Below are 23,748 nucleotides of genomic sequence, written 5' to 3' on the forward strand. Positions count from 1 at the left end.
CAACAAAGAGGAATTTGCATGCAAGCTCGTCACACCCCACTCAATCTGACCAGCGCCAGCCTGGAGGAACTTGTTGGGTTGCACACCCGGCCCTGCCTGTCTCTGTACATGGGCACCCACCGCAGTCACCCCGATAACCAGCAAGACCCGATCCGTTTTCGCCATCTGGTTGGTGCACTGAAAACATCTCTGCACCACCAAGCGCCCGATGCCCTGCGCGCCCTCATTGCGCCATTTGAGGCCTTGGAAAACGACCACGCGTTTTGGGAGCACACGCTCGACGGGCTGGTGGTGATGGGGGCGACTGATTTTTTCCGCATCTACGTGTTGCCCAGACCGGTGGCCGACTTGGCGGTGGTGGCCGACAGCTTTCACACCCAACCTTTGCGGCAATTTTTGCAATCGGTTGAGCGTTACCAAGTCTTGGCTTTGAGCTTGAACAAGGTGCAGCTGTTCGAGGGCAACCGCGACAGCCTGGAGGCTTTGAGCTTGGCGTCAGAGGTCCCGCGCTCTTCAAGCGACACGAGCAGCGATCGCCAACAAACGGCGCACAGCTCGGTGTCATCGTACGGTGGCCTGGGCGCTGGCCATTCGGCCATGCACCACGGGCAAGGCGGCAAGAAAGACGGCATGGACAGCGAGGTGGAGCGCTTTTTCCGGGCGGTGGATCGGGCGGTGCAGGCGCACCACTCCGACGTTTCGGGCTTGCCCCTGATGCTGGCAGCTTTGCCTGAACACCACCACCTGTTTCAGGCCATCAGCCACAACCCGCGGCTGATGAAGCAGGGCCTGCTCATCAACCCCGAGAGCCTGAGCCCCACCGAGTTGCAGCAACGCGCCTGGGCAGTGGCCGCCCCGGCACAACAGGCCCAACAAAGCGCTTGGTGCGACGAATACGCCGCAGCCAAAGCAAAGGGGCTGGGCAGCGACAACCTGGCCGATGTGGCGCATGCGGCCACAGCCGGGCGCGTAGGCACCTTGTTGATCGAAGCCGGTCGCCTGGTCCCCGGGCGCATCGATGGCACAACAGGCCGCATCGACTTTTCCGAACTCGGCTACCCCAGGGTCGACGATGTGTTGGACGACCTGAGCACGTTGGTTGAGAAATTAGGCGGCCAAGTGCATGTTCTGGCGGCCGAACGCATGCCCACAACCACGGGTGTTGCGGCGAGTTATCGCCACTGAAACCACCAAGCCCCATCCCTGTCATTCGTGGATGGTTTTTCCAATCCGTTCACGGGCCGGCTCAAACTCGGGTGCCTGTCCACCGTCAAAAACATATCGAGGTCTGATTTTGAAGATGCCGCATGGCTTGACCGTTAAGCTACCTGCCTAATCAACCTACTTGCTTATGATTTGCCATGGAGAAAAGTACCCCTCACTGGGATCACCTTATTTGGCAGGAGCTGTGACCATGAAATGCCCATGCTGTGGAGCGGCTGAACTGATCCACGATACCCGCGACTTGTCCTATGTCTACAAGGGCGAAAGCACCACCATTCCTGACGTGACGGGTGATTTCTGTCCTGCCTGCGGCGAAGTCGTTTTGAACCGCGAACACGGTGACCGATACAGCGAGTTGCTTGGGGTGCATCAAAGGCAAGTAAACGCTGCTTATGTTGACCCCAGCTACATTGCCAAAGTCCGCAAAAAGCTCGACCTGGACCAACGTGAAGCTGCCGATATTTTTGGCGGTGGCGTGAATGCGTTTTCTCGCTACGAGAACGGCAAGACCAAACCGCCGCTGGCTTTGGTCAAGTTGCTCAAGGTGCTGGATCACCACCCCGATTTGCTGAGCGAGGTCAGAGCGGCCTAACGCCCTCCATTGATCTGGCAGAGGATTTGCGCAATGGTGGATTGGCGCAGCACCGCACGGATCCAGATGTTGTCGATCCTGAACGATCGCTCAAAACTCATGTTGCTTTGGATTTGAGCTTCTTGAGGGTTTGAGCACGTTGTCGTGCCACATTGAATTCAGCAACGACGGCGTCCACATCAACACCCTTCAGCGCAAGCAGACGATCCAGCGTTTTGCTCGCTTTTTGAAGCGAGGCATGATCGGCATCGCCTTGCGTCAGGTCCCCTAGCGTGCGTGCTGCAATCAGTTCACGGGCCAGCTCAAACTCTGGCGCTTGTGCGTCATATGCTTTGCGAGCAACGGGGTTGGCCAACAGTTGGGCTTTTACGTCTTTCAAGCTTTTCACGTCGATTCCTCCAAGCGTTTCAATGCGGCATAAACCGCGCTTTGTGTCATGCACCTCAAGTCCCACTGGCTTTTCCCAACTTGGCATTGTCCTCGGCCCAGCCTTCTATCGCAGGGTAATACCGTGTCGAACGGCCCTCACCGTATCGGGTGAGCAGCCCAAGCCGTTCCAGATCGATGAGATCTCGGGCTGCGGTGGGTGTGGAGGTTTGCGCAATACGCTCGTGCTTGCGCGTGGTCATGCCGCCTTCGTAACCTTTGGGGCCAGCATCCAGCAGCTTCTTCATGGTTTTTTGCTGACGCTCATTGAGCGAGACCGATGACATTTGGGCCTGAAACCGAATGCGTTGAATGGCCGAATCAATGGTGCGGTTGGCGAACTCGCTGGCCAGTGTGACTTGCTCCAGCATCCATTCGACCCATGCCGTCACGTCCATGCTTTTGGAACGCTGCGCCCGCTCCAGCTCGCTGTAATACCGGTCTTTGCAGGACTCGATTTGCCTCGACAGCGTCACGATGCGCCCAGGCTGCCCCATGTCTTGGCCCAGTGCCAATTGCAAGATAGCCCGGCCGATGCGCCCATTGCCATCGTCAAAGGGGTGCAGCGTCTCGAACCACAGATGCGAGACAGCGGCACGCACCAAGCCGTCCATGGGGTGAGTGCCGACCTTGGGCTGGGTTTGGTTGAACCACGTCAAAAAAGCGTCCACTTGGCTAGCCAGGCCTTCAGCGGGTGGCGCGGCGTAATGCACCTTGCTGTGGCCCACGGCCCCACTCACGATCTCCATGGGCACAGAACGCAGTGCGCCCACATCGATGCGCTGCATGCCCGAAAAACCCGTTGGGAAAAGCGCCCCGTGCCAGCTGCACAGCCGCTCCAGCGTCAAGGGTGAATCGGTGTTCAGGGTGGCGTCTTGCAGCACATCGATCAGTCCCTCGATGTTGCGCCTGCCTTCGCGTACGGGGGCACCAGACGTGTCCAGCCCCAAGCGCCGGGCCACGGAGGAGCGAACGCTTTCAGGGTCCAGCTTTTCGCCTTCAATGGCTGAGGTGGTCAATGCCTCTTGCGTCAGCGAGTCGCGGATGTGGGGCTGCAGCCCTTCCAGGCCAATCGCCTCCGCTTTGCCAAGAAGAATTCCTTGGGATGTTCTTGCGGCCGCCAATGCCGCCTGGATTCGCTTCGCGTCGAACACCAATGCTGGCCACTCTGGCAGCTGCCAAATCCAACGTTGATATGATTTCATGGCTTAATCATATCAATATATGATTTGAATGGAATGGAAATCGTATCGTGCGCGGTGTCAAGATCAATTCAGCTGTGGGTTTTTGACTTGGCCTGAATCATTTTCTTGGTGATAAAGTAGGTACGTTTTCATAGATACATTCCAAGGAGGGTGCCATGCTCGCTACCGCCAAAGTTTTTACCAACGGCAACAGCCAGGCGATTCGCTTGCCCAAGGCATTTCGTGTGGATGTCGATGAAATGTGGATTGCCCGCAACGAGGTGACGGGAGAGATCACGCTCAAGCCCAAGGACGCGGAAACATTGCGTCAGCGTCGACTGGATGCGCTGATGGCTGCCATTGCGGACAACCCATTGCCCGACGACTTTTTGTCGGATGCCCTCCGGCAAAACAATCCACCCAAAAATCCGTTTGCGGACTGGGATACGCCAACAGCTCCCAAAGCCACAGCAAAAGCCTCTGCTAAACGCACAGTCAAAACCAAGGCCCGCAAGTGATCAAGTTCTTGGTGGACACCAACATCTTGGGCTACTTTGCACGCAACAATTCTGCCGCGCTGCAAACGCGCATGTTGGCGGCGCTCAAAAAGCAGGAGGTCGCCATCTCCGCCATCACCCGCGCCGAAACACGGTTTGGGCAGGCACTGCTGCAAGCCGAAGACAAACGCCGTCGAACCATTGATTTGCTGCTGAATGAGTTGCCCGTTTTGCCATGGACACTGGAGGCCGCAGACCGATATGGCGAAATTGCCGCCCACCTGCAGCAAACCGGGCAGCCCATTGGCGACATGGACACCCAAATCGCCGCGCATGCATTGGCGCTGGGCCTGCCCTTGGTAACCCACAACACACGGCACTTCAAGCGGGTGCCGGGTTTGAAAATTGAGGACTGGATGACGTGAAAAAGAAGATCGTTTACACGGATGAGCCCATGGGCGATGTTGAGGTGGTCGCGGATTTTCTGCTCTCTCCTGCCGAGCTGGCATTCAAGGAAGATGGTGTGAAAGTCACGCTGGCCTTGAGCAAGAGCAGCGTAGACGAATCGCAGCAAGATCAGGCCTCAATGTCCACCTCATGCGCCGCAACATGAAGGAACTTCGGTTTTCCTGGAATGGTCAGGTTTGGCGAGTGGCCTTTGCCTTCGATCCCCGCCAACAAGCCATCTTGCTGGTGGGTGGAGATAAAGGTGGGGCAGATCAGCGCAGGTTTTACAAGCGCTTACTCACGGTGGCCGATGCGCGTTACGACGATCATCTGGGCACTTTGAGTCAATCAACCAAGGAGTCCAAAAATGGCAAGAAAACTCGATGACGTGATGGCTGCACTGCCCAAAGATCGCAAAAAACGGGTGGAGGATCGGGCCATGGAGTTGGCGACACTCAAAGACCTTCGCCATGCAGCTCAGCAAACACAAGAGCAAATGGCTGCCGCCTTGGGGGTGCGTCAGGACACCATTTCTCGTTTGGAAAAGCGCAGCGACATGCTGCTTTCAACGATGCGCCACTATGTGGAGAGCATGGGCGGCAAGCTGGAACTGGTGGCCAAGTTTCCTGATCGCCCGTCCGTGGTGATCGACCACTTGGGAGGTGAAGTCACCCTCAACAAGCGCGCAGGTGCTGCCCGCCGATCACGGGCAGCGGCCTATTGATCCGGCCCTATGAAGATTGAACTGCCCCTGTGTTTGTCGGTTGTAGGTCGGTGGCTTTAGCCCCGACATGCAGCCTACGCCGAAGCCAGCAATGTCGGGGCTAAAGCCACCGACCTACGGGATGTCTGTGCAATAAATTTCAAACATCAGCGTGCCGGATCAATAGTTGCCAACTGGGGTACAACTTGCACCCCCCTTGCGCTGCAAGTCCCTGACGGCAAACAGCGCTCAAGCAGGCACCCATTTAGGCCACCTCACGCGCCGTGCGATACCCCCCCACCCCCTTCACATAAGTCAACAAATCCCCAAAAAACGGATGCTTGCACAGCGTGGACGAATCGCCCACCAGCAGCAGCTTGCGCCGTGCGCGGGTCATGCCCACGTTCATGCGGCGAATGTCAGAGAGGAAGCCGATCTCGCCTTGGAGGTTGCTGCGCGTCAAGGTGATGGCAATGATGTCGCGCTCTTGGCCCTGAAACGAATCGACGGTGCCCACGCTGAGCCTGCGTTGCAGCAGCAAACCATTCAGCACTTCGCTGTCTTCGATGGCGTCTTTTAAATAGTTGATTTGGGCGCGGTACGGTGCGATCACGCCAATGGTCAGCGGGCGCTGGTCTGGGTCGGTGGGCTCGCCCAGCGCGAGCAGCTGCGCCAGGCGCTCCAGCAGCAAGTGGGCTTCTTCGGGGTTGGCGTTTGAACGGCTTTCGGGGATGGCCAGTTCTTGATAACCGCAACCCGCCGTGTCGATGAACTCCACGGGCAGGTCGGGCGAAAAACGTGGGTCATCAAAGCGCGGGTCATAAGCGGCCAAGTCGGCGTGGCGCACGCTGGGGTGCGCCACCAGTTGGCCGCCATAAAACTTCTCGGAGCTGAAGCCCATGATGTGCGCGTGCATGCGGTATTGCACCTTCAGCATGCGGGCCGTGTTGGGTTGGCGCTGGATGCACTTTTCAAACAGGGTTTCGCGCAGGCCTTCGCGGGCGGCTTTTTCGCTTTTCACGGTGGGCGGCAGCTGGTGGTGGTCGCCCGCCAACACCAGACGCTGGCCCTTGGCAATCGGAATCCAGCAACCCGGCTCCAAGGCCTGGGCGGCTTCGTCGATGAAGACGGTCTCAAAGCCCAGGTGGCGAATGTGGCGGTGGCTGGCGCCCACCAGCGTGCAGGTGATGACCTGCACCGATTCGAGCACGTCTTCGGTCATGAAGCGCTCCAAATCGTCGGCGGCTTGGCGCAGCGTGCGGGCTTCTTCGCGCAGCCATAGGCGGCGCTCTCGCTCTTCAAAACCAAAGTTGCGCACACGTTCGCTGGCAGCCTCTCGGTGCTGCTCGGCGGTTTGGCGCATGGCGTGCATCTTGGCGTAGCTGGCGTGGGCCATCACCCCGGCGTCCAGCGTGTGCTGGAGCAGCAGCTCCGACACGCGGCTGGGGTTGCCCAGGCGGATCACATTCACACCGCGCTCGGCCAGCTTTTCGGTCAACAGGTCCACGGCGGTATTCGAGGGCGCGCACACCAGCACGCGCCGCTCGCGCCGAATGGTTTCCAAAATGGCTTGCACCAGCGTGGTGGTTTTGCCCGTGCCGGGCGGGCCGTGAATGATGGCCACGTCTTGCGCCGTAACCACATGGCGCACCGCCGCCAGCTGCGAGTCGTTGAGCGCACTGGGGTAAAAAATGTCGTCGGCTTGCGGCTCGCGAAAGCGGGCGGCCTGAGCGCCCAGCAGCACGTCGCGCAGTTCGGCCAGGCGGTTGCCGTGTGCGGCCATGACCGCGCTCAGGGCCTGGTTCATCTCGCGGTAGCTGACCTCGTCAAACGTCAGGTCAATGCCGAGGGTGCTGCCGTCCAGCACCCAGTCGGGCAGCGCTTCTTTGGTGGTGGCCAATAGCAGCTTGTTGCGCCGCACGCGGGTCACCACGCCGCTCACCACGGGCCGGTCTGGCCCCGAGTAGCCAGGCGCACTGCTGAACAGCGCCACAGCCGCCCCCACCTGAAACAAATGCAGGTCTTGCCGATGTGCAGGCCGCTCCAGCTCCAGCACCACCTTGCCCCCAAAACCGATGTCTTCTTGGGTGATGGTGACGGGGTACCAGGTCAGGCCACGCCGACGGCGCTCTTTGATGCTGGCACTGGCGTTTTTGAGCTTGAACTGCGCTTGGTCTTCCTGTTGCTCAAGGTGCATGAGGGCACGCACATGGCGCAACTCACTTTGAACATCATGTTGAACAGCGCCAGGGGCAGTGGGGGTCGGGTCTTGGTCAGTCAAAGGAATAGGTGTGAGACGAAAGTTTCACCACATTGGTTTTGTGAGAGCCAGCCATGGCTTTTTTGACGACCTTGTAAATGTCGAGATCAAACTCAAAATCTTCTGATCGAGCGATGACGTCCAGCTCATCGTGGTCGTTGGCGGTGCCCAAGTAACACCATTTGTTGATGACCAGCAGGCTGTGCCCGTCTTGGATGGCCACCGCCCCCTCAAATGGCCAAACGGGAACCTTGTAAAGCTGAAGGGCCATTTGCAGCTTCAAGTTGTGCACCGCCAAGGACACTTGGCCAATGCAAGCGCCTTGGCATTGTTTGACTTGGTAGCCAAAACAAGGCTTGCCCTCCTCCACCTTCTCCAGGCCCATCAAGGCCTCGCACAGTTGGTATTTTTTGGCGACGGCAGCCAAGTAAGCCAGTGCTTCTTTCTTGTTGCTAAAGAGCCCGTACAAATGGTCTTGAAAGCCAGGCTGCAAATGCTTGTGTGTGATGAGTTTGGGGCGTTGCAGGCCGGAGGGTTCTGGGCTCAATTGCCAGGCGCACAGGTCTTTGGAGCGGCGCAGCTTGATGTTTGCGCTCGGCATGCGCTCTTTGATCAGCTTGGCCTCCAAGATCAAAGCGCTCAACTCACCACCCGTCTCGATCCATTCGATGTGGTGCACCTGTTGAGACAGTTTCATTTCTTTGCGCACGGTGAGCGCACTCTGAAAATGGCTCATGACGCGGCTGCGCATCGTGATGCTTTTGCCGATGTACAAGGGCGCTTTGTGCTCGCCATAAAAGATGTAACAACCCGGCGTGTCGGGTATGGCGTCAATGACGGATTGGTTGATGTTGGGCGGCAGGCTCACACTGCCCAGCAACTCATTGACCGCTTCCAGCAAGCGTGCGGAGCCAAAAGTTTTTTCACACACGCGCCAAAACTGGAGCAGCAAATCGGCGTCGCCCAATGCCCGGTGCCGCGCACTGACCGTGAGCCCGTGCGCAGCGACGATGGTGTCCAGGTTGTGCCGGGCCTGATGCGGAAACAGCAGCCGCGAGAGCTTGACGGTGCACAGCACCTTGGGTCGAAAATCCAGCCCCAGGCGTTTGAATGAGGCTTTGATGAAGCCATAGTCAAAGCGGGCGTTGTGCGCGACAAAGATCTTGCCTTCGAGCTCTTTCTTGATTTGCAGCGCCAGTTCGTCAAATGGAGGCTGGCCGGCCACCATGTCTGGCGTGATGCCCGTCAGTCTTTGGATGTTCTGCGGAATGAAGGTTTGGGGGTCTAGCAGGCTCTCCCAAACCGTTTCTTGGCCTTGGTCCAGTGTCTTGATGCCGATTTCGATGATCCGGTCACGTTCGGAGTTGCCACCCGTGGTTTCGATGTCGACAAAGGCAAGAACAGGAAATTCGGTGTCTGGGGGTTTCATTGAATAGCCATGGATGGGCGCGTGTGAGGATCGTACCTAAACCCACAAAGTGTGATGGTTGTCAGGCCCATTGCGCAAAGCTTGGCGGCGCGAACCATAATCAGCGGCACAAGCGTTCTGGCATCACGCCTTAAGCACTTCTCCCTCCACACTTCGCCCTCTCCCCTCACGCACCACGACTTGGATCCATGTCTGTTTTAAGTTTAATTTCAGTGGGCCACGCCCATCTGCCCGGTGAATGGCTGTTTGAAGACCTGTCGTTTGACCTGGCCTTGGCCGAGCATGTGGCCATTCAAGGCACGTCGGGGTGCGGCAAGTCCACCTTGCTGAACATCATGGCCGGGCTTGAAGTGCCGACCCATGGTGCGGTGCATTGGTCTGGCCAGCCCACGTCGGCGTGGTCGGCTGAGCAGCGGCGCGCTTGTCGTCAAGCCGACATGGGTTTTGTGTTTCAGGCGTTTCACCTGCTGCCACATTTGTCAGCGCTTCAAAATGTCATGGTGCCTTGTTTGTTGGGCGGCGCGTCTGGCCAGAACGCCACTCAGTCGGCGCGGGAACTTTTGGGCGATCTGGGCTTGTCCTCACGGCTAGACGCCAAACCCACGAGTTTGTCGGGTGGTGAACAGCAACGCGTGGCACTGGCACGGGCGCTGGTGCATCGGCCCAAAGTGGTGTTTGCCGACGAGCCCACCGGCAATCTGGACACCGACACCGCCGCCAAGACCCTGGCCCTGCTGATTGGCTTGTGCACAGAGCGCCAGACCAGCCTGGTCATGGTCACCCATTCAGACGAGGCGGCAAAGGCCATGGGCAGAACGCTGCGCCTGACCAAAAAGGGTTTGGTTTGTTGAGCTTGACGGGCCAGCAGGTCCTTTTCCTTTGGCTCTTGAAAGGTGCTTCCATCCAAGCCTGGACGCGCTGGTTGGTCGCGCTGGTGATGGTGGCCATCGGCGTCATGCTGGCGGTGGCCATTCACACCGTGAACCATTCGGCACTCGCCTCGTTTGGCCAAGCCTTGGACACGGTCAATGGCCAAGCATCGGCGCAGTTGGTCGCGCCTTTGGGCGAAATGGATGACCGGCAAATCGAACATTGGGACCGCCGCCGGGCGGCTTTGGGCATTCACACCGTGAGCCCTGTGCTGGTGGTGCGCACCGAGCAACTGACGGTGCTGGGCCTGGATATTTTCAAAGCCGCCGTGGTGTCGCCGTCTTTGCTGCCTTCTTTGTCACCCTCTTCCACAGGCGATGCCGGTGATTTTTTCAACGCCAAGACACTGTTTTTGTCGCGTGCAGCCTTGGACGGTTTGAATGTCAAAGTGGGCGACAGCATCACTCTGCGGCATGGCCTGGATTCGGTGTCCTTGCGGGTGGCGGGTGAAGTGCCAGGCGCTGAAGGTCAAGTGATCGGTGTGATGGACATTGGCAGTGCGCAATGGGCCTTCAAGCGACTGGGTGTGGTGTCCAGACTGGACCTGCGCCTCGAAGACTGGCAAAGCACTCAGGGGCTGAGTGATGCCTTGAAAGCGCAGTCTGAACCCCTGCAATTGGTGGCCACACAAGACCGCGACCGGCGCATGTCGCTGCTGTCGCGGGCCTACCGGGTGAACCTGACGGTGCTGGCCATGGTGGCCTTGCTCACGGGGGGATTTTTGGTGTCCACAGCGGTGCATTTGTCCGTTGTTCGTCAGCGGGGCGAGTTGGCATTGTTGGGCGTGCTGGGGGCCAGCGAGTCGTGGCTTCGGCGCTTTGTTTGGGCGCAAGGCGGGCTGATTGGTGCTTTGGGCGGTGCCTTGGGTGTGGGCATGGGCTTGTTGTTGGCGGCCGTTTTGATGCGTATCGTGGGGGGTGACTTGGGCGGCAACTACTTTTCGGGCGCACCCGCTGCCATGGTCATTGACTGGGTGGCGCTGTTTGTTTTTGCCATGGCCGCGGTGCTGATGGGCTTGGCATCTGCTTGGCTGCCTTTGTCGCAAATCCATTGGCGTCGGCCCATGGCTTTGTTGCGTGCGGGCCAAGCCGAAACCCTGGTGCTGAGCTTGCCCACTTTGAAATGGAGTTTGTTGAGCGCTGCGCTGGCCGTTGTGTTGCTGATGTTGCCCACGCTGGGTGGCTTGCCCTGGGCGGCCTACGGGGCGATTGCAGCGCTGCTGTGCGCCGGGCTTTTGGCGGTGCCGTGGATTTTGTCCAAGCTCTGGGGTGCGCTGTCGCGCAGGGTGGCGTCTGTGCGCGTGCCTGCGGTGGTGCGCTTGGCCGTGTGGCGGCTGGCGCAAGCGCCCTCTGCGGCCACGCCTTTGATTGCGGGCACGGTGGCGGCGTTTTCATTGACCGTGGCCATGATGGTCATGGTCAGCAGTTTCAGAACCTCGGTGTCGGATTGGTTGGGTTTGGTCTTGCCCGCTGACCTGTACACCAGCAGCCAGTCCATGGTCGATCAGCCAGGGTTTGACCCGGCGGTGCAGTCTTTGGTGGCCCAAGTGCCTCAAGTGCAAAAGGTGGAAACCAGCCGTCAAAGAAATCTGCGCATCGTCAACGACCGGCCTGAGGTGGTGTTGATTGCGAAGCCTGTGAACTTGCAAGACCCGATGCAGTCGGTGGCCTTGGTGGGTTTGTCCAAGTTGCCAGCTGTGGATGGGCAAAAGCATCGGGTGGTTTTTGGCTCTGAGGCCATGGCCGATTTGTACGGCTGGCGTGTGGGCGAAGAAGCCAGCTTGCCACTGGGCCCACAAGGCCCGTCCAAAGTGTGGGTCGGCGGCTTGTACAGAGACTACGGCCGCCAACACGGCTCGGTGATCATGTCGACCGCAGACTACGAGGCCATCACGGGCGACCGTTCGCGCTCCAGCGTTTCGGTTTGGGTGGAAAACGGTGCAGACACGGCGCAAGTCATCGCCAACATCCAGCGCCAAGTGCCTGAACTCACGCAACTCAAATGGATCAGCGCCAGCGATGTGCGTCAGCTGTCGCTCAAAATTTTTGACCGCAGCTTTGCCATGACCTACGCCCTGGAAGCCGCAGCTTTGTTTGTGGCCCTGTTCTCGGTGGCGGCGGGTGTCACCGGTCAGTTGCTTTTGAGGCGGCGCGAGTTCGGCTTGCTGGCGCACTTGGGTCTATCACACCAAGACAGCTTGCGCCTGGTGTCTTTGGAGGTTGGTTTGCTCTTGGCTGTGGCCGTGGTGTGGGCCAGTGTCTTGGGAGGGTTGATGAGCCAGATCTTGATCCACAAAGTGAACCCTGAGTCTTTCCACTGGACCATGAACACGCATTGGGATGTGGGGCAGTGGTTGGCGATCAGTGCTGTGCTGCTGATGCTGGGCGTGCTGGCGGCGCGTTGGGCGGCAGGCCAAGGGCTGGATTCCAAACGCTTGGCAGAGAGCTTGAGGGCCGATTGGTGAATGACATGACACAACCCCCTGCAAATCGGCGGCTCGCCCTACAAACCGCCGCCATGATGGTGGCAGGCCTGTCAGCCTGGCCCACGCAGATTGCCGCTGCGTCCACTTTAGAGGCTCCGTTTTATCCACCCGTCAAACCGCGTCGCTTGAACTTTCCCAGAGATCACGGTTCACACCCCGACTACCGCACCGAGTGGTGGTACCTGACGGGATGGCTGGGCCAAGGCCCGACGGCCATGGGTTTTCAGTTGACCTTTTTCCGCAGCCGAACCCAGCATTCGCCAGAGAACCCCAGCCGACTGGCCCCAACCCAATTGCTTTTTGCGCATGCGGCCGTGGCGGTGGCCGCCAAAAATGTTTTTTCACATGCCAACCGGGCGGGTCGTTTGAACGGAACCCTGCTTCGCGCAGAGACAACGGACACCGATGTGCAGTTTGAAGATTGGCACTTGCGCCGTGTGCAAGGCGCAGCGGGCGAGGTGTACGCAGGCCGCTTTGCAGGCGAAGGTTTTGCCGTGTCTTTGGATGCCAGCGCTGCGCAGCCCGCCCTTTTGCGTGGCCAAGAGGGCTTTTCGTCCAAAGGCCCAGCCGCCCTGCAGGCCAGCCACTATTACAGCCGTGCGCCATTGCGTGTGAAAGCCGCTGTGACTTTGGCAAAGCAAACCCAAACGCTCGAGGGCAAAGCTTGGCTCGATCACGAGTGGTCCAGCCAATTGATGATGCCTGGGGCCGTGGGGTGGGACTGGTTGGGCATCAACTTGCTCGACGGCGGCACGCTGATGGCTTTTCGGATTCGCAACGACAAAGCGGCTGCGATTTATGCCCATGTGGACGCCCGTGACGCAGCAGGCCGCCCTGCCAAAGGCTGGCAGGGTATGCGGTGGCAGAGCGCAGGCCGTTGGCGTGCCAAGTCCTTGATCGACTACCCCATCCCCATGGACTTGTGGGTGGGTCAAGAGCGCTATAGCTTGGTGCCGCTCATGCTGGGCCAAGAGGTCGATGCACGGGCCAGCACGGGCGGTTTTTATTGGGAAGGTGCGGTCAGTCTGATGCATGGCGAGCGTTTGCTCGGCCATGGTTATTTGGAGCTGACGGGTTACGGCGCACCTTTAAAAATTTGACCCTTGCACGATTTTGGCTGTCTTTTGGTGCGATCTGGCCCTGAACCATGGGGCCAATCGCTTGGACTGGCAACATGTTGCAGTGGCCTTCTTGAATGGCTTTGACCCCAGCTTGAGGCCATCTTCCCAATCGGGTCTTGGGAATTGGCTTGTCAGGGCAAACTCTTTTTTTCATATGCGCCCATTCATGGCTACGCCATGACCTACACAAGGACAAGCATGATCCGTCTTGGCAAGCGCCAACGATGAGCTCAAATGGCTGCCAATTTTCTCTTGAGAATCCATCCATCATGGAATAACATTGTTGCAACAGGAGGCCTCTCATGGAAATTGCAATTCGAAACATCGGAAACAGCAAAGGCGTGGTGTTGCCCAAGCCGTTTCTGGCCCAAGTCGGGCTGGACGGTCAGGCAACCGCCATCATCCAAGTGGAAAACGGCTCGATCGTCTTGCGAAAGCCCGTCAAAACCGTTCGTGCGGGTTGGGCAGAGGCTGCTGCAGCCGTGTCCGCCAAAGGTGGTGATGCGCTTTTGATGGGTGAGTTCGGCAACCTGGACGACGAGGAGTTGGGCTGGTGAAGCGCGGCGACATTTGGCTGGTGAACCTGGACCCGACCGTGGGCAGCGAAATCAAGAAGTCGCGGCCCTGCGTCGTGCTGTCCCCGGCAGAGTTGAACGACCACCTGCGCACCGTGATGGTGGCACCCATGACCTCCAAGGGTTTTGCCGCGCCGTTTCGGGTGCCAGTCACCCATGCTGGCACCAAGGGCTTGATCGTGCTGGATCAGCTTCGGGCGGTTGACAAGCTGCGCTTGGTCAAGCGACTGGGCGCTGTGTCTGCCAAGACATTAACGGCGGCCCTGACCACGCTGCAGGAAGTGTTCGCGGCGTAAGCAGGCAAAACCCCCATCAATCCACTTTCCGACTGGCTTTGCCCAACTTGGCATCGTCCTCGGACCAGCCTTCTATTGCGGGGTAGTACCTTGTTGAGCGGCCGTCACCGTACCGGGTGAGTCTCAAGTGATTACAAAATAACTAAAATCAGGTGATCATGTCCACATGAACACCTATGAATCCCGTCCAACCCTGCGCCCCACACACTGTCCCCTCTCTTGGCGCAGCAGTGTGCAGCCAAGCGCCATCCGAGGTCTTTGCCCCGTCTGTTGAGCCAACGGCTTCTTTGGGCTTGTCCTCGCCCACGCTCAAGAGCACGCCCTTGGCTGCGACCGGCCTGCTGCTGACAGCGTGCGGGGGTGGGAGTGGCGGGAGTGGCGGCAGTGAAAATGGCACAAATTCTGCGTCCGCCCCCTCCGACGCAGAGGCTGTTCGCTTCCTGAATCAAGCGGGGTTTTCAGCTTCGGCCGAATCCATTGCAGCGGTCAAAGCCTCGGGCTTCGCCAACTGGTTGGATTCGCAATTGGACCTGCCTGTGCAAGCGATCACGCGCTACGACTGGATGGTGGCCAACGGTTATGCCGTAGAAGCCAACCGAAGCAACTTCACGGGGACTGACAACGCCATTTGGCTCAAGTTGATGAGCAGTCCCGACCCCGTGCGTCAGCGCATGACACTGGCCTTGTCCGAGATTTTTGTGGTGTCCATGCAGGGTTTGCCCATCGAATGGCGGGGCCTGTGCATGGCCCATTACGCCGACTTGCTGGAGAAAAATGCCTTTGGCACTTACAGACAGCTTTTGCAAGAAGTGACCCTCAGCGTGGGCATGGGCAGTTACCTGAACATGTTGGGCAACCGCAAGGAAGACACGTTCACGGGTCGCGTGCCCGACGAAAACTACGCCCGCGAAGTCATGCAGTTGTTCAGCATCGGCTTGGTGCAACTGAACAGCGATGGCACGCCGCGCCTGAACAACGGCCAAACCATCGACAGTTACTCGCCGCAAGACATCAGCCAACTGGCCAGCGTGTTCACTGGTTGGGAACGCGATCGCGTGGATGCGATGGATTACGCGCATGTCACCCGCCCCATGAAACACAACACCGCCAACTTCCAAACTGGCGACAAGACAGTTTTGGGCACCACCATCGCGGGCTCACTCAGTGGCCCACAAGCGCTGTCTTTGGCCTTGGACACCTTGGCCAATCACCCCAACGTGGGGCCTTTTATGGGGCGTCAACTCATCCAGCGCTTCACCATGAGCCACCCCAGCCCCGCTTACGTGGGCCGTGTTGCCGCCGTGTTCAACAACAATGGGCGCGGCGTACGCGGTGACTTGAAAGCCACCCTGCGCGCCGTTTTGCTTGACTCTGAAGTACGCGCTGCGCCCTCAGGCAATGCATCGGGCCGCCTGCGTGAGCCGGTGCACCGTTTTGTGCAATGGGGGCGCAGCTTCGGCATCACCAGCACCACAGGTCGCTGGGCCATTGGTGACACCAGCGACCCTGCCAGCCGCCTGGGCCAAAGCCCCTGGCGCAGCCCATCGGTGTTCAATTTCTTTCGCCCAGGCTATGTGCCACCGGGCCATGAATTGGCTGCCAACCAGATCACGGCCCCGGAGTTTCAGCTGCTCAACGAAAGCACAGTGGCGGGTTACCTCAACTACATGCAGTCGGTCATCGGCAATGGCATCGCCAGTGGTGATGTCACCGCCAATTACGCTCACGAGCTGAGCCTTGCGGCTGACGCACCCAAGCTTTTGGCGCACCTGAATTTGCGCCTGGCGGCAGACGCCATCCCCGCCACGACTTTGTCTGAATTGAGCACCGCCGTGGCCACCATCAGCGCAGCGAATGCAACAGGCCAACTCAACCGCGTCAAAGCGGCCATCTTGTTGGTGATGGCCTGTCCTGAATACCTGATCCAGAAATAAGCCGCCCATGAAACTCAATCGACTGCCTGAATTACAGCGCCGCGAATTTTTGCGGCGCTCTGCACAACTGGGCTTGGCTGGCATGGCTGCGCCTTGGGCCTTGAACCTTGCGGCCCTGGGTGAAGCCGCCGCTGCCGATGCCCGTGGAGGCTACAAAGCGCTGGTTTGCGTCTTTTTAGCGGGTGGCAACGACAACGGCCGCACCTTGGTGCCCGTTGACGTGGCCAGTCACGCCAATTTGGCGAGCTTGCGTGGAGGCACCACCGACCTGGGTGGCTTGGTGGCTCCACGGGCCAGTTTGATCGCTACCACCTTGTCACCCAGAGTGCCGCTGACAGGCACTGGCGTCAATGGAACACAACTGGCCATGGCGGCAGAACTGTTGCCGCTCAAACCCTTGTTTGACGCCGGCCAACTGGGCTGGCTGCTCAATGTGGGCTCTCTGATGGAGCCCACCACCAAAGTGCAATACCTGGCCAAGTCAGTTCGATTGCCGCCCAAGCTGTTCAGCCACAACGACCAACAATCGTTTTGGCAAAGCAGCGGTGCCGAAGGGTCCACCAAAGGCTGGGGCGGTGCCATGGGCGACCTGTTTTTGTCCAGCAACGCCACCAGCACATTCACCTGCATCAACGCCAGCGGCAATGCGGTTTTTTTGATGGGTGATCAGGCGGTGCAATACCAAATCAGCAACAGTGGCGCGGTCCCCGTCAACGGGGTGGTCTCGAATTTGTTTGGGTCAGCGGCATGCAGCCAAGCTCTGAACAAAATGATCACGGCGTCGCGCACGCACTGGATGGAGGCCGAACTCAACCGCGTGGCTTTGCGCTCCATCAACGCCCAAGCCACCGTCAAAGCCGCATTGGGCAATGCCAATGCCTTGCCGTTTTCAGCCACATTCGACACCACCCAAAGCCTGGGTCGCCAATTGCAAATGGTCGCCCGGCTGATTGCGGGACGCAGCACACTGGGTGCGCAACGACAGGTTTTCTTTGTCAGCATCGGGGGCTTTGACAACCACGATTTTTTGCTCACCCAGCACCCCGGCTTGCTCGGGCAACTGGCCAACGGCTTGAGCACCTTCCAATCCGCCATGACCGAGTTGGGCATGGCAGACAATGTGACCACCTTCACGGCCAGCGACTTTGGCCGCACGCTGAGCAGCAACGGTGACGGCAGCGACCACGGATGGGGTGCGCACCATCTGATCATGGGTGGTGCCGTTCGCGGTCGGCGCTTTTGGGGCAAGTGGCCCTTACAGGCCCACAATGGCCCGAACGACCTGGGTCAGGGGCGCTTGATCCCCACCACCAGCGTCGACCAACTGGGCGCCACCTTGGCCAAGTGGATGGGGGTCAGCCCGACCGAGGTCAGTGCTTTGTTCCCCAACATCAACCGTTTTGACCAGCCCGACTTGGGGTTTTTCAGCGCCTGAATCTCCGCCGTGGACATGGGACACGGCGTTCAGAGCGAGTGTTGTGCACGTCTACCGCGCCATCAACCCTGCGCCACCAACACACACCATCAGGGCCGATCTGCAGCGCCCACTTGGGCCGATGCGGGCAAGCCGAAGACCCGGTCGAAACACCAGGTGAATGCAATGGCATAAAAGAAAAAGAAGGCCAGCAGGCCCAAATTGGCCACCAAGGCAGCGGTGAGCGAGATGTCCAGCCACAGCGACATGACAGGCAAAAGAATGATGACCAAGCCGCCCTCAAAACCCGCCCCATGAGCCAGCCGTCGGGCAAAGGAGCGGCCACGCACCGATTGGCGCGACTCCCAGCGCTCAAAGAGCGAGTTGAAGACGTAGTTCCATGTCAGTGCAATGCTCGACAACACCACCGCCAGGCCCAATGTGGAGGCGGGCGACTTGTCAAAGGCCAGGCTCAACACGGGCCCGACCACGGCGATGGCAATGGCCTCGTACAAAAGGGCTTGGAGAACGCGGCGGCTAGTGGGGGTCATGTTGGCGAACGCGGTGAGGTGGGCGGTGAGGTGGCCAGCAAGGCGTTGCAGAATTCAAGAAGGCAACACATCCTGATCTTCAGGGGCTTGCCCGCCTTGACGGCTCAAGAATGCCAGCGCTGCATTCACATCGCCAACTCGTTGGCCGTTTGCGGCCAACGGCTCGGCTTGGGGCCGGTTGAACAATTCCTCAAACAGCTGGCGCGAGGCTTTCAAACCCTCTTCTGTCAAGACCACCGATTTGCTCTTGTTGATCGGGTCACCAATGAAACCCTGGTCGCAGAGGCGGTTCAGAACATCCCAGTCAAACCCCTTCCAGGCCCGGTTGCCATCGTGCAGGGTCAGTTGCAACAGGGCCAGCACGGCCTTGTCAATGCGGTCGGTGTCCATGGTGGCTTGATTCTTTTGTGGTTGATTTGAAGGCGACAGATGTATGCGCTGGTTCATTCGCATAAATTTCACTGCCGCGCCGTGCGCACATTGGGCGGCAATGCGCCCGGTGCGCTGGTGCGCCAGGGGTTGATGTCCAGCCCGCCGCGGCGGGTGTAGCGGGCGTAGACCGTCAGCTTGGTGGGTTTGCAGCGCGTCCAGATGTCCATGAAGATGCGCTCGACGCATTGCTCATGAAACTCGTTGTGGTTGCGAAAACTCACGATGTATTGCAGCAAACCCGCTTGCTCGATCTGCGGGCCGCTGTAGGTGATTTGCACGCTGCCCCAGTCGGGCTGGCCGGTGACCAGGCAATTGCTTTTGAGCAAATGGCTGACCAGCGTTTCACTGACCGGCTGCTCGTCTTGCTTGGCCGTCAGCAAGTCGGGCGCGGGCTGGTAGCGGCTGCATTCGATGTCCATGCGGTCGAGGTTCAGGCCGTCGAGCTCGTGCACGGGCTCGGCGTCAAACTGTTCTTGCAGCAGCAGCTTCACACCCACGCTGGCCTGCATGGTGCCGCCGTGCCAGATGGCCGCGCTGATGTCGCGGCGGATCATGTCGCGCACCACGTCGGCACTCTCCAGCCGCGTGTTGTTGAAGCTGTTGAGATACAGCTTGAAGGACTTGCTCTCCACAATGTGTGTGCTTTCGGCAGGCACGGTGATGTGCGCCAGTGCCACCTGCGGCTTGCCCTTGGTGTTGAGCCAGGACAGCTCAAACGCGGTCCACAGGTCGGCCCCAAAAAACACGGGCTGCCCGGTGACACCGATTTCGGCGCGTTTGGTGGCGCGGGGGATTGGGAACAGCAGGCTGGCGTCGTACTGGTCCACATAGGCGCTGGACTTGCCCAGCTGTGACTGCTCGGGTGTGTGTTCTGGGGAGTTCATACTCATGCTTGCACCTTGCGACGGAAAACGAGACGGTCTGGCTCGGACACGGCCGAGTCGTAGGCGTAGCCTTCCAGATCAAAACTCAACAGGCCTTCGGGGTGGGTGATCTTGTTTTGGATGGCGAACCGAGCCATCAAGCCCCGCGCCCGTTTGGCGTTGAAGCTGATGATTTTGTATTTGCCGCCTTTGAAATCTTCGAACACGCACTCGATCACGCGGGCCTTGAGGGTTTTGCGGTCGACCGACTTGAAATACTCTTGCGAGGCCAGGTTCACGATGACCGGGGTTTTGTCTTTGGCCAGCTGGGTGTTCAGGTACTCGGCAATTTGCGGCCCCCAAAACTTGTAGAGGTTGCTGCCCTTGTCGGTTTGGAGCGTGGTGCCCATCTCCAGCCGGTAGGGTTGCATCCAGTCCAGCGGGCGCAACACGCCGTACAGGCCACTCAAAATGCCCACATGGGTTTGCGCCCAGTCCAGGTCTTGTGCTGACAGACTCTTGGCGTCCAGGCCTTCGTACACGTCGCCATTGAAGGCCAGCACGGCCTGCTTGGAATTTTTGGCAGTGAACTTCGGAACCCAGGCCTCGTAGCGGGCCACGTTCAGGGCCGACAGCGCGTCCGACAAGTCCATCAATTCGGCGATTTGCTGCGGCGACTTTTGGCGCAGCACCTCGATCAGGGCCTGCGATTGCGGCACAAACTGCGGCATCGTGTGCGGCACGCCCGCAGCGGGGGTTTCGTAATCCAGAGATTTGGCGGGTGACAATAAGAACAACATGCTCGACATCCTTTACTTGGACGATTATCTCGCCATCGTCAACAAACCCGCCGGCTGGCTGGTGCATCGCACGCCTTTGGACAGGGGTGAAACCCGCTTTGTGCTGCAAACCCTGCGCGACCAAATCGGGCAACACGTCTGGCCCGTGCACCGGCTCGACAAAGGCACCAGCGGCGTGCTGGTGTTTGCGCTGAGCGCCGAGGTGGCCCGCTCGTTGGGGCAGGGTTTTGAAAGCGGCGCTGGCCTGCTAAAAACCTACCGCGCTGTGGTACGCGGTTGGCCTTTGCCTGAGGGCCTGATCGACCACCCCTTAAAGCGCATGCCCGACGACATGCGCACTGAGCGCATCGAAATTCAGCCCGCCCAAAGCCGATTTGCCACCTTGCGCCGCTTTGAACTACCGCTGCCGCAGCAAGGCTTTGCCACCACCCGCTGCGCCGAAGTGGCGCTGGAGCCGCTGACCGGCCGCCGCCACCAGCTGCGCCGCCACATGAAGCACATCGCCCACCCCATCATTGGCGACGCCACACACGGCAAAGGGCCACTCAACCGGGCTGTGGCAGATTTGATCGGGTTGCAGCGGCTGTGGTTGCATGCAGAAAGTCTGGAACTACCTCATCCGGTCAGCGGGCAGCGGCTGCATCTGGCATCTTCCCTGCCCAGCGAGTGGGGGCTTTGGGATGCTTTTCAGATGCCTATCGTTGCTTGAATCGAGTGAGGCATCTCGATGCGGGGTGGACTGCGGGGGTTTTCGCGACGGGGGCGTCGCTCCTACAGGTGACTAGCCCCGCACTCGGGGCGATGCGGGGTGGTCTGCGGGGGGTTTCGCGACGGGGGCGTCGCTCCTACAAAATTGCTGCACCTTGATCTGGTTCATGCCTTCAGGCTGATCGGGCGCAATTCGCTGTTGAAGTTGCCGCCAGTTAAAAAAAAACGGCCCAAGGATCACTCCTTGAGCCGTTTCTTCAGTTTTGCGCCAACACTTAAGCGGTCACACCCTTGGCGTTCTCCACGTACTCTTCAATCTGGTTGAAGTTGAGGTACTTGTAGATGGCTTCGCCGTCCTTGTTCACCACACCCATGGCTTCGTGGTATTCGGCCACAGTGGGGAACTTGCCCATCTTGGAGGTGATGGCGGCCAGCTCGGCAGAGGCCAAGTACACGTTGGTGTTCTTGCCCAAACGGTTGGGGAAGTTGCGGGTGGAAGTCGACACCACCGTCGCGCCTTCGCGCACTTGCGCCTGGTTGCCCATGCACAGCGAGCAGCCGGGCATTTCGGTGCGGGCACCGGCTGTGCCAAACGCGGCGTAGTGACCTTCTTTGATCAGCTCGCTCTCGTCCATCTTGGTGGGGGGTGCCACCCACAACTTGACAGGGATGTCGCGCTGGCCGCCGAGCAGCTTGGCGGCTGCGCGGAAGTGGCCGATGTTGGTCATGCACGAACCGATGAAGGCTTCGTCGATCTTGGTGCCAGACACTTCAGACAGGAACTTGGCGTCATCGGGGTCGTTGGGGCAGCAAACGATCGGCTCTTTGATGTCGGCCAAATCGATTTCGATGACGTGTGCGTACTCGGCATCTTTGTCGGCTTCGAGCAAATCAGGCGCGGCCAGCCATTGCTCGACTTTTTCGATGCGGCGGGCCAAGGTGCGGGCGTCTTTGTAGCCGTCGGCGATCATGTTTTTCATCAAGACCACGTTGGACTTCAGGTATTCCTGCACAGGCTCTTTGTTGAGCTTGATGGTGCAACCCGCAGCAGAACGTTCGGCAGACGCGTCGGACAACTCAAATGCTTGCTCAACTTTCAGGTTAGGCAGGCCTTCGATTTCCAGGATGCGGCCTGAGAATTCGTTGATCTTGCCAGCCTTGGCCACGGTCAAGAGACCTTGCTTGATGGCGTACAGCGGGATCGCGTGCACCAGGTCGCGCAGGGTCACACCAGGCTGCATGTCGCCTTTGAAGCGAACCAGGATCGACTCGGGCATGTCCAAAGGCATCACGCCTGTGGCCGCGCCGAAGGCCACCAGACCGGAGCCAGCGGGGAAGCTGATGCCGATGGGGAAACGGGTGTGCGAGTCGCCACCGGTGCCGACGGTGTCGGGCAACAACAGGCGGTTGAGCCAGCTGTGGATCACGCCGTCACCAGGACGCAGGGACACGCCGCCACGGTTGCTGATGAAGGCGGGCAATTCGCGGTGGGTTTTGACGTCCACGGCCTTGGGGTACGCTGCGGTGTGGCAGAAGGACTGCATGACCATGTCGGCCGAGAAGCCCAAGCAAGCCAGGTCTTTCAGTTCGTCGCGGGTCATCGGTCCGGTGGTGTCTTGTGAACCCACGGTGGTCATCTTGGGTTCGCAGTAAGTGCCGGGGCGCACGCCTTGGCCTTCTGGCAGACCGACGGCGCGACCGACCATCTTCTGGGCCAATGTGAAGCCAGCTTTGGTGCTGATCGGTGCTGTGGGCAAACGGAACACGGTGGATGCGGGCAAACCCAAGAACTCGCGCGCCTTGGCGGTCAAGCTGCGGCCGATGATCAAGTTGATACGGCCACCAGCACGCACTTCGTCAAACAGCACATCGCTCTTGAGTTGGAAGGTGGTGATGGTTTCGCCATTCTTCACGATCTTGCCGTCGTAGGGCAACACGTCCACCACGTCGCCCATGTTCAGGGCAGTCACGTCCACTTCGATCGGCAAAGCGCCCGAGTCTTCTTGGGTGTTGAAGAAGATGGGGGCAATCTTGCCGCCCAAAGTCACGCCACCAAAACGCTTGTTGGGCACAAAGGGGATGTCTTCGCCAAAACCCCAGATGATGCTGTTGGTGGCTGATTTGCGGCTGGAGCCTGTGCCCACCACATCGCCGACGTAAGACACCAAGTGGCCTTTTTTCTTCAGCTCTTCGATCATGGCCATGGGGCCGCGCTTGCCGTCTTCTTCGGGCTTGAAGGGGGCGCCTTCACGGGTGTTTTTCAACATCGCCAAGTAGTGCAATGGGATGTCGGGGCGGCTCCAGGCGTCAGGCGCTGGCGACAAATCGTCGGTGTTGGTCTCGCCTGGCACCTTGAACACGGTGATGGTGATTTTTTTCTCGACTTCAGGGCGGGTGGTGAACCACTCGGCATCGGCCCAGCTTTGCATGACTTCCTTGGCCTTGGCGTTGCCAGACTTGGCTTTTTCAGCCACATCGTTGAAGAAGTCAAACATCAACAAAGTCTTTTTGAGGGCTTCAGCGGCCACGGCGGCCACTTCGGCGTCGTCCAGCAACTCAATCAGGGGGTGCACGTTGTAGCCACCGACCATGGTGCCCAGCAACTCGGTGGCCTTGGCTTTGGAAATCAGGCCAACTTGAACTTCACCATGGGCGACAGCGGCCAAAAACGAGGCCTTGACTTTGGCCGCATCGTCCACGCCTGGGGGCACGCGGTGGGTCAGCAGGTCCATCAAAAAGGCTTCTTCGCCTGCGGCGGGGGCTTTGATCAACTCGATCAGTTCAGCCGTTTGCTTGGCGTCCAGTGGCAGTGGAGGGATGCCCAGCGCTGCGCGCTCGGCTACGTGGTCACGGTAGGCTTTCAACATGGTTTTTTTC

General features: G+C 59.3%; 23 protein-coding genes and 1 pseudogene. 15 read left to right on the forward strand and 9 right to left on the reverse strand.

What is annotated here, in order from left to right; all coding sequences use genetic code 11:
- Positions 1 to 18 precede the first annotated feature (18 nt).
- Together AMM41_RS06435 and AMM41_RS06440 are read left to right on the forward strand one after the other, a co-directional pair.
- The gene (locus AMM41_RS06435) at positions 19 to 1,185 is read left to right on the forward strand and encodes a baeRF3 domain-containing protein (RefSeq protein WP_194944630.1); all 1,167 of its coding nucleotides are present in this window, start codon (positions 19 to 21) and stop codon (positions 1,183 to 1,185) included.
- 229 nt (positions 1,186 to 1,414) lie between these two features.
- Positions 1,415 to 1,816, forward strand: a complete 402-nt coding sequence (locus tag AMM41_RS06440) for a type II toxin-antitoxin system MqsA family antitoxin (RefSeq protein WP_089954778.1) — start codon at positions 1,415 to 1,417, stop codon at positions 1,814 to 1,816.
- A gap of 97 nt (positions 1,817 to 1,913) precedes the next feature.
- On the opposite strand, the gene AMM41_RS21780 is transcribed toward AMM41_RS06440, so the two are convergent.
- A complete protein-coding gene (locus AMM41_RS21780) occupies positions 1,914 to 2,270 on the reverse strand; it encodes a hypothetical protein (protein WP_228769125.1) in 357 nt (118 codons plus the stop codon).
- Positions 2,260 to 3,447, reverse strand: coding sequence for a Fic family protein (locus tag AMM41_RS06450; protein WP_089954782.1), 1,188 nt, complete (start codon positions 3,445 to 3,447; stop codon positions 2,260 to 2,262). The genes AMM41_RS21780 and AMM41_RS06450 overlap by 11 nt, the downstream gene beginning before the upstream one ends.
- Before the next feature lie 155 nt (positions 3,448 to 3,602).
- Between AMM41_RS06450 and AMM41_RS06455 the strand changes: the two genes are divergently transcribed.
- From AMM41_RS06455 to AMM41_RS06475, 5 genes are read left to right on the forward strand one after another with little or no spacing between them, the layout of a single operon-like run.
- Positions 3,603 to 3,944, forward strand: coding sequence for an antitoxin (locus AMM41_RS06455; RefSeq protein WP_089954785.1), 342 nt, complete (start codon positions 3,603 to 3,605; stop codon positions 3,942 to 3,944).
- On the forward strand, positions 3,941 to 4,348 hold the full coding sequence (locus tag AMM41_RS06460; RefSeq protein ID WP_089954788.1) for a type II toxin-antitoxin system VapC family toxin: 408 nt from the start codon (positions 3,941 to 3,943) through the stop codon (positions 4,346 to 4,348). The genes AMM41_RS06455 and AMM41_RS06460 overlap by 4 nt, the downstream gene beginning before the upstream one ends.
- On the forward strand, positions 4,345 to 4,536 hold the full coding sequence (locus AMM41_RS06465; protein WP_089954791.1) for a hypothetical protein: 192 nt from the start codon (positions 4,345 to 4,347) through the stop codon (positions 4,534 to 4,536). The genes AMM41_RS06460 and AMM41_RS06465 overlap by 4 nt, the downstream gene beginning before the upstream one ends.
- On the forward strand, positions 4,533 to 4,757 hold the full coding sequence (locus AMM41_RS06470; RefSeq protein WP_228769126.1) for a type II toxin-antitoxin system RelE/ParE family toxin: 225 nt from the start codon (positions 4,533 to 4,535) through the stop codon (positions 4,755 to 4,757). The genes AMM41_RS06465 and AMM41_RS06470 overlap by 4 nt, the downstream gene beginning before the upstream one ends.
- Positions 4,738 to 5,094 (forward strand): helix-turn-helix domain-containing protein, encoded by a 357-nt coding sequence (locus AMM41_RS06475; RefSeq protein WP_089954800.1) that lies wholly within the window; start codon positions 4,738 to 4,740, stop codon positions 5,092 to 5,094. Before AMM41_RS06470 ends, AMM41_RS06475 begins: the two co-directional genes overlap by 20 nt.
- Before the next feature lie 244 nt (positions 5,095 to 5,338).
- Here AMM41_RS06475 and AMM41_RS06480 read toward each other — a convergent pair whose 3' ends face one another.
- Together AMM41_RS06480 and AMM41_RS06485 are read right to left on the reverse strand one after the other, a co-directional pair.
- Positions 5,339 to 7,354 carry an AAA domain-containing protein gene (locus AMM41_RS06480; RefSeq protein ID WP_089954804.1) on the reverse strand — a complete coding sequence of 672 codons (2,016 nt, stop codon included), beginning with the start codon at positions 7,352 to 7,354 and terminating at the stop codon, positions 5,339 to 5,341.
- Positions 7,347 to 8,762, reverse strand: a complete 1,416-nt coding sequence (locus AMM41_RS06485; RefSeq protein ID WP_089954808.1) for an exonuclease domain-containing protein — start codon at positions 8,760 to 8,762, stop codon at positions 7,347 to 7,349. Before AMM41_RS06485 ends, AMM41_RS06480 begins: the two co-directional genes overlap by 8 nt.
- Positions 8,763 to 8,950: 188 nt before the next feature.
- Here AMM41_RS06485 and AMM41_RS06490 point away from each other — a divergent pair, with 188 nt between their 5' ends.
- The 7 genes from AMM41_RS06490 to AMM41_RS06520 all read left to right on the forward strand — a co-directional run bounded on the left by AMM41_RS06490 (position 8,951) and on the right by AMM41_RS06520 (position 17,538).
- Positions 8,951 to 9,613 (forward strand): ABC transporter ATP-binding protein, encoded by a 663-nt coding sequence (locus tag AMM41_RS06490; protein ID WP_089954811.1) that lies wholly within the window; start codon positions 8,951 to 8,953, stop codon positions 9,611 to 9,613.
- Between the two features lie 35 nt (positions 9,614 to 9,648).
- Complete coding sequence (locus tag AMM41_RS06495; RefSeq protein ID WP_194944632.1) at positions 9,649 to 12,156, forward strand: FtsX-like permease family protein; 2,508 nt, start codon at positions 9,649 to 9,651, stop codon at positions 12,154 to 12,156.
- 5 nt (positions 12,157 to 12,161) lie between these two features.
- Positions 12,162 to 13,277 carry a lipocalin-like domain-containing protein gene (locus tag AMM41_RS06500; protein ID WP_089954819.1) on the forward strand — a complete coding sequence of 372 codons (1,116 nt, stop codon included), beginning with the start codon at positions 12,162 to 12,164 and terminating at the stop codon, positions 13,275 to 13,277.
- A gap of 323 nt (positions 13,278 to 13,600) precedes the next feature.
- On the forward strand, positions 13,601 to 13,855 hold the full coding sequence (locus AMM41_RS06505; protein ID WP_089954821.1) for an AbrB/MazE/SpoVT family DNA-binding domain-containing protein: 255 nt from the start codon (positions 13,601 to 13,603) through the stop codon (positions 13,853 to 13,855).
- On the forward strand, positions 13,849 to 14,169 hold the full coding sequence (locus tag AMM41_RS06510) for a type II toxin-antitoxin system PemK/MazF family toxin (protein ID WP_089954824.1): 321 nt from the start codon (positions 13,849 to 13,851) through the stop codon (positions 14,167 to 14,169). Before AMM41_RS06505 ends, AMM41_RS06510 begins: the two co-directional genes overlap by 7 nt.
- Positions 14,170 to 14,345: 176 nt before the next feature.
- Complete coding sequence (locus AMM41_RS06515; RefSeq protein ID WP_089954828.1) at positions 14,346 to 16,103, forward strand: DUF1800 domain-containing protein; 1,758 nt, start codon at positions 14,346 to 14,348, stop codon at positions 16,101 to 16,103.
- A gap of 7 nt (positions 16,104 to 16,110) precedes the next feature.
- Positions 16,111 to 17,538: a DUF1501 domain-containing protein gene (locus AMM41_RS06520; RefSeq protein ID WP_089954833.1), complete on the forward strand. Its 1,428-nt coding sequence runs from the start codon at positions 16,111 to 16,113 to the stop codon at positions 17,536 to 17,538.
- An 89-nt stretch (positions 17,539 to 17,627) separates the two neighbouring features.
- On the opposite strand, the gene AMM41_RS06525 is transcribed toward AMM41_RS06520, so the two are convergent.
- The 4 genes and pseudogenes from AMM41_RS06525 to yaaA form a co-directional block, all read right to left on the reverse strand.
- On the reverse strand, positions 17,628 to 18,068 hold the full coding sequence (locus tag AMM41_RS06525) for a PACE efflux transporter (protein ID WP_089954836.1): 441 nt from the start codon (positions 18,066 to 18,068) through the stop codon (positions 17,628 to 17,630).
- A gap of 180 nt (positions 18,069 to 18,248) precedes the next feature.
- Positions 18,249 to 18,458, reverse strand: a pseudogene (locus AMM41_RS06530) (DUF6429 family protein); the annotation flags it as partial.
- A gap of 68 nt (positions 18,459 to 18,526) precedes the next feature.
- Complete coding sequence (queF, locus tag AMM41_RS06535) at positions 18,527 to 19,384, reverse strand: NADPH-dependent 7-cyano-7-deazaguanine reductase QueF (protein WP_089954840.1); 858 nt, start codon at positions 19,382 to 19,384, stop codon at positions 18,527 to 18,529.
- A 2-nt stretch (positions 19,385 to 19,386) separates the two neighbouring features.
- Entirely contained in the window at positions 19,387 to 20,163 is a 777-nt protein-coding gene (gene yaaA, locus AMM41_RS06540; RefSeq protein WP_194944633.1) for a peroxide stress protein YaaA, read from the reverse strand.
- On the opposite strand from yaaA, the gene AMM41_RS06545 reads away from it, so the two are divergent.
- Positions 20,162 to 20,872 carry a pseudouridine synthase gene (locus AMM41_RS06545; RefSeq protein ID WP_089954847.1) on the forward strand — a complete coding sequence of 237 codons (711 nt, stop codon included), beginning with the start codon at positions 20,162 to 20,164 and terminating at the stop codon, positions 20,870 to 20,872. The two genes, yaaA and AMM41_RS06545, sit on opposite strands and share 2 nt — an antisense overlap.
- A gap of 274 nt (positions 20,873 to 21,146) precedes the next feature.
- Here the strand turns inward: AMM41_RS06545 and acnB are convergent, their stop codons facing one another.
- Positions 21,147 to 23,738, reverse strand: coding sequence for a bifunctional aconitate hydratase 2/2-methylisocitrate dehydratase (gene acnB / locus AMM41_RS06550; protein ID WP_089954850.1), 2,592 nt, complete (start codon positions 23,736 to 23,738; stop codon positions 21,147 to 21,149).
- Positions 23,739 to 23,748 lie beyond the last annotated feature (10 nt).

The sequence above is a fragment of the Limnohabitans sp. 2KL-3 genome, assembly GCF_001269405.1.
Taxonomy (GTDB): domain Bacteria; phylum Pseudomonadota; class Gammaproteobacteria; order Burkholderiales; family Burkholderiaceae_C; genus Limnohabitans_A.

Excerpts from the sequence above, each read along its gene's own strand:
- acnB (WP_089954850.1), bottom strand. The coding sequence starts at position 23,738 with ATGTTGAAAGCCTACCGTGACCACGTAGCCGAGCGCGCAGCGCTGGGC.
- AMM41_RS06505 (WP_089954821.1), top strand. The coding sequence starts at position 13,601 with ATGGAAATTGCAATTCGAAACATCGGAAACAGCAAAGGCGTGGTGTTG.
- AMM41_RS06515 (WP_089954828.1), top strand. The coding sequence starts at position 14,346 with ATGAATCCCGTCCAACCCTGCGCCCCACACACTGTCCCCTCTCTTGGC.
- AMM41_RS06500 (WP_089954819.1), top strand. The coding sequence starts at position 12,162 with ATGACACAACCCCCTGCAAATCGGCGGCTCGCCCTACAAACCGCCGCC.
- AMM41_RS06470 (WP_228769126.1), top strand. The coding sequence starts at position 4,533 with ATGAAGGAACTTCGGTTTTCCTGGAATGGTCAGGTTTGGCGAGTGGCC.
- AMM41_RS06545 (WP_089954847.1), top strand. The coding sequence starts at position 20,162 with ATGCTCGACATCCTTTACTTGGACGATTATCTCGCCATCGTCAACAAA.
- AMM41_RS06490 (WP_089954811.1), top strand. The coding sequence starts at position 8,951 with ATGTCTGTTTTAAGTTTAATTTCAGTGGGCCACGCCCATCTGCCCGGT.
- AMM41_RS06485 (WP_089954808.1), bottom strand. The coding sequence starts at position 8,762 with ATGAAACCCCCAGACACCGAATTTCCTGTTCTTGCCTTTGTCGACATC.
- AMM41_RS06520 (WP_089954833.1), top strand. The coding sequence starts at position 16,111 with ATGAAACTCAATCGACTGCCTGAATTACAGCGCCGCGAATTTTTGCGG.
- AMM41_RS06475 (WP_089954800.1), top strand. The coding sequence starts at position 4,738 with ATGGCAAGAAAACTCGATGACGTGATGGCTGCACTGCCCAAAGATCGC.
- yaaA (WP_194944633.1), bottom strand. The coding sequence starts at position 20,163 with ATGTTGTTCTTATTGTCACCCGCCAAATCTCTGGATTACGAAACCCCC.
- queF (WP_089954840.1), bottom strand. The coding sequence starts at position 19,384 with ATGAACTCCCCAGAACACACACCCGAGCAGTCACAGCTGGGCAAGTCC.
- AMM41_RS06440 (WP_089954778.1), top strand. The coding sequence starts at position 1,415 with ATGAAATGCCCATGCTGTGGAGCGGCTGAACTGATCCACGATACCCGC.
- AMM41_RS06450 (WP_089954782.1), bottom strand. The coding sequence starts at position 3,447 with ATGAAATCATATCAACGTTGGATTTGGCAGCTGCCAGAGTGGCCAGCA.
- AMM41_RS06455 (WP_089954785.1), top strand. The coding sequence starts at position 3,603 with ATGCTCGCTACCGCCAAAGTTTTTACCAACGGCAACAGCCAGGCGATT.
- AMM41_RS06525 (WP_089954836.1), bottom strand. The coding sequence starts at position 18,068 with ATGACCCCCACTAGCCGCCGCGTTCTCCAAGCCCTTTTGTACGAGGCC.
- AMM41_RS06435 (WP_194944630.1), top strand. The coding sequence starts at position 19 with ATGCAAGCTCGTCACACCCCACTCAATCTGACCAGCGCCAGCCTGGAG.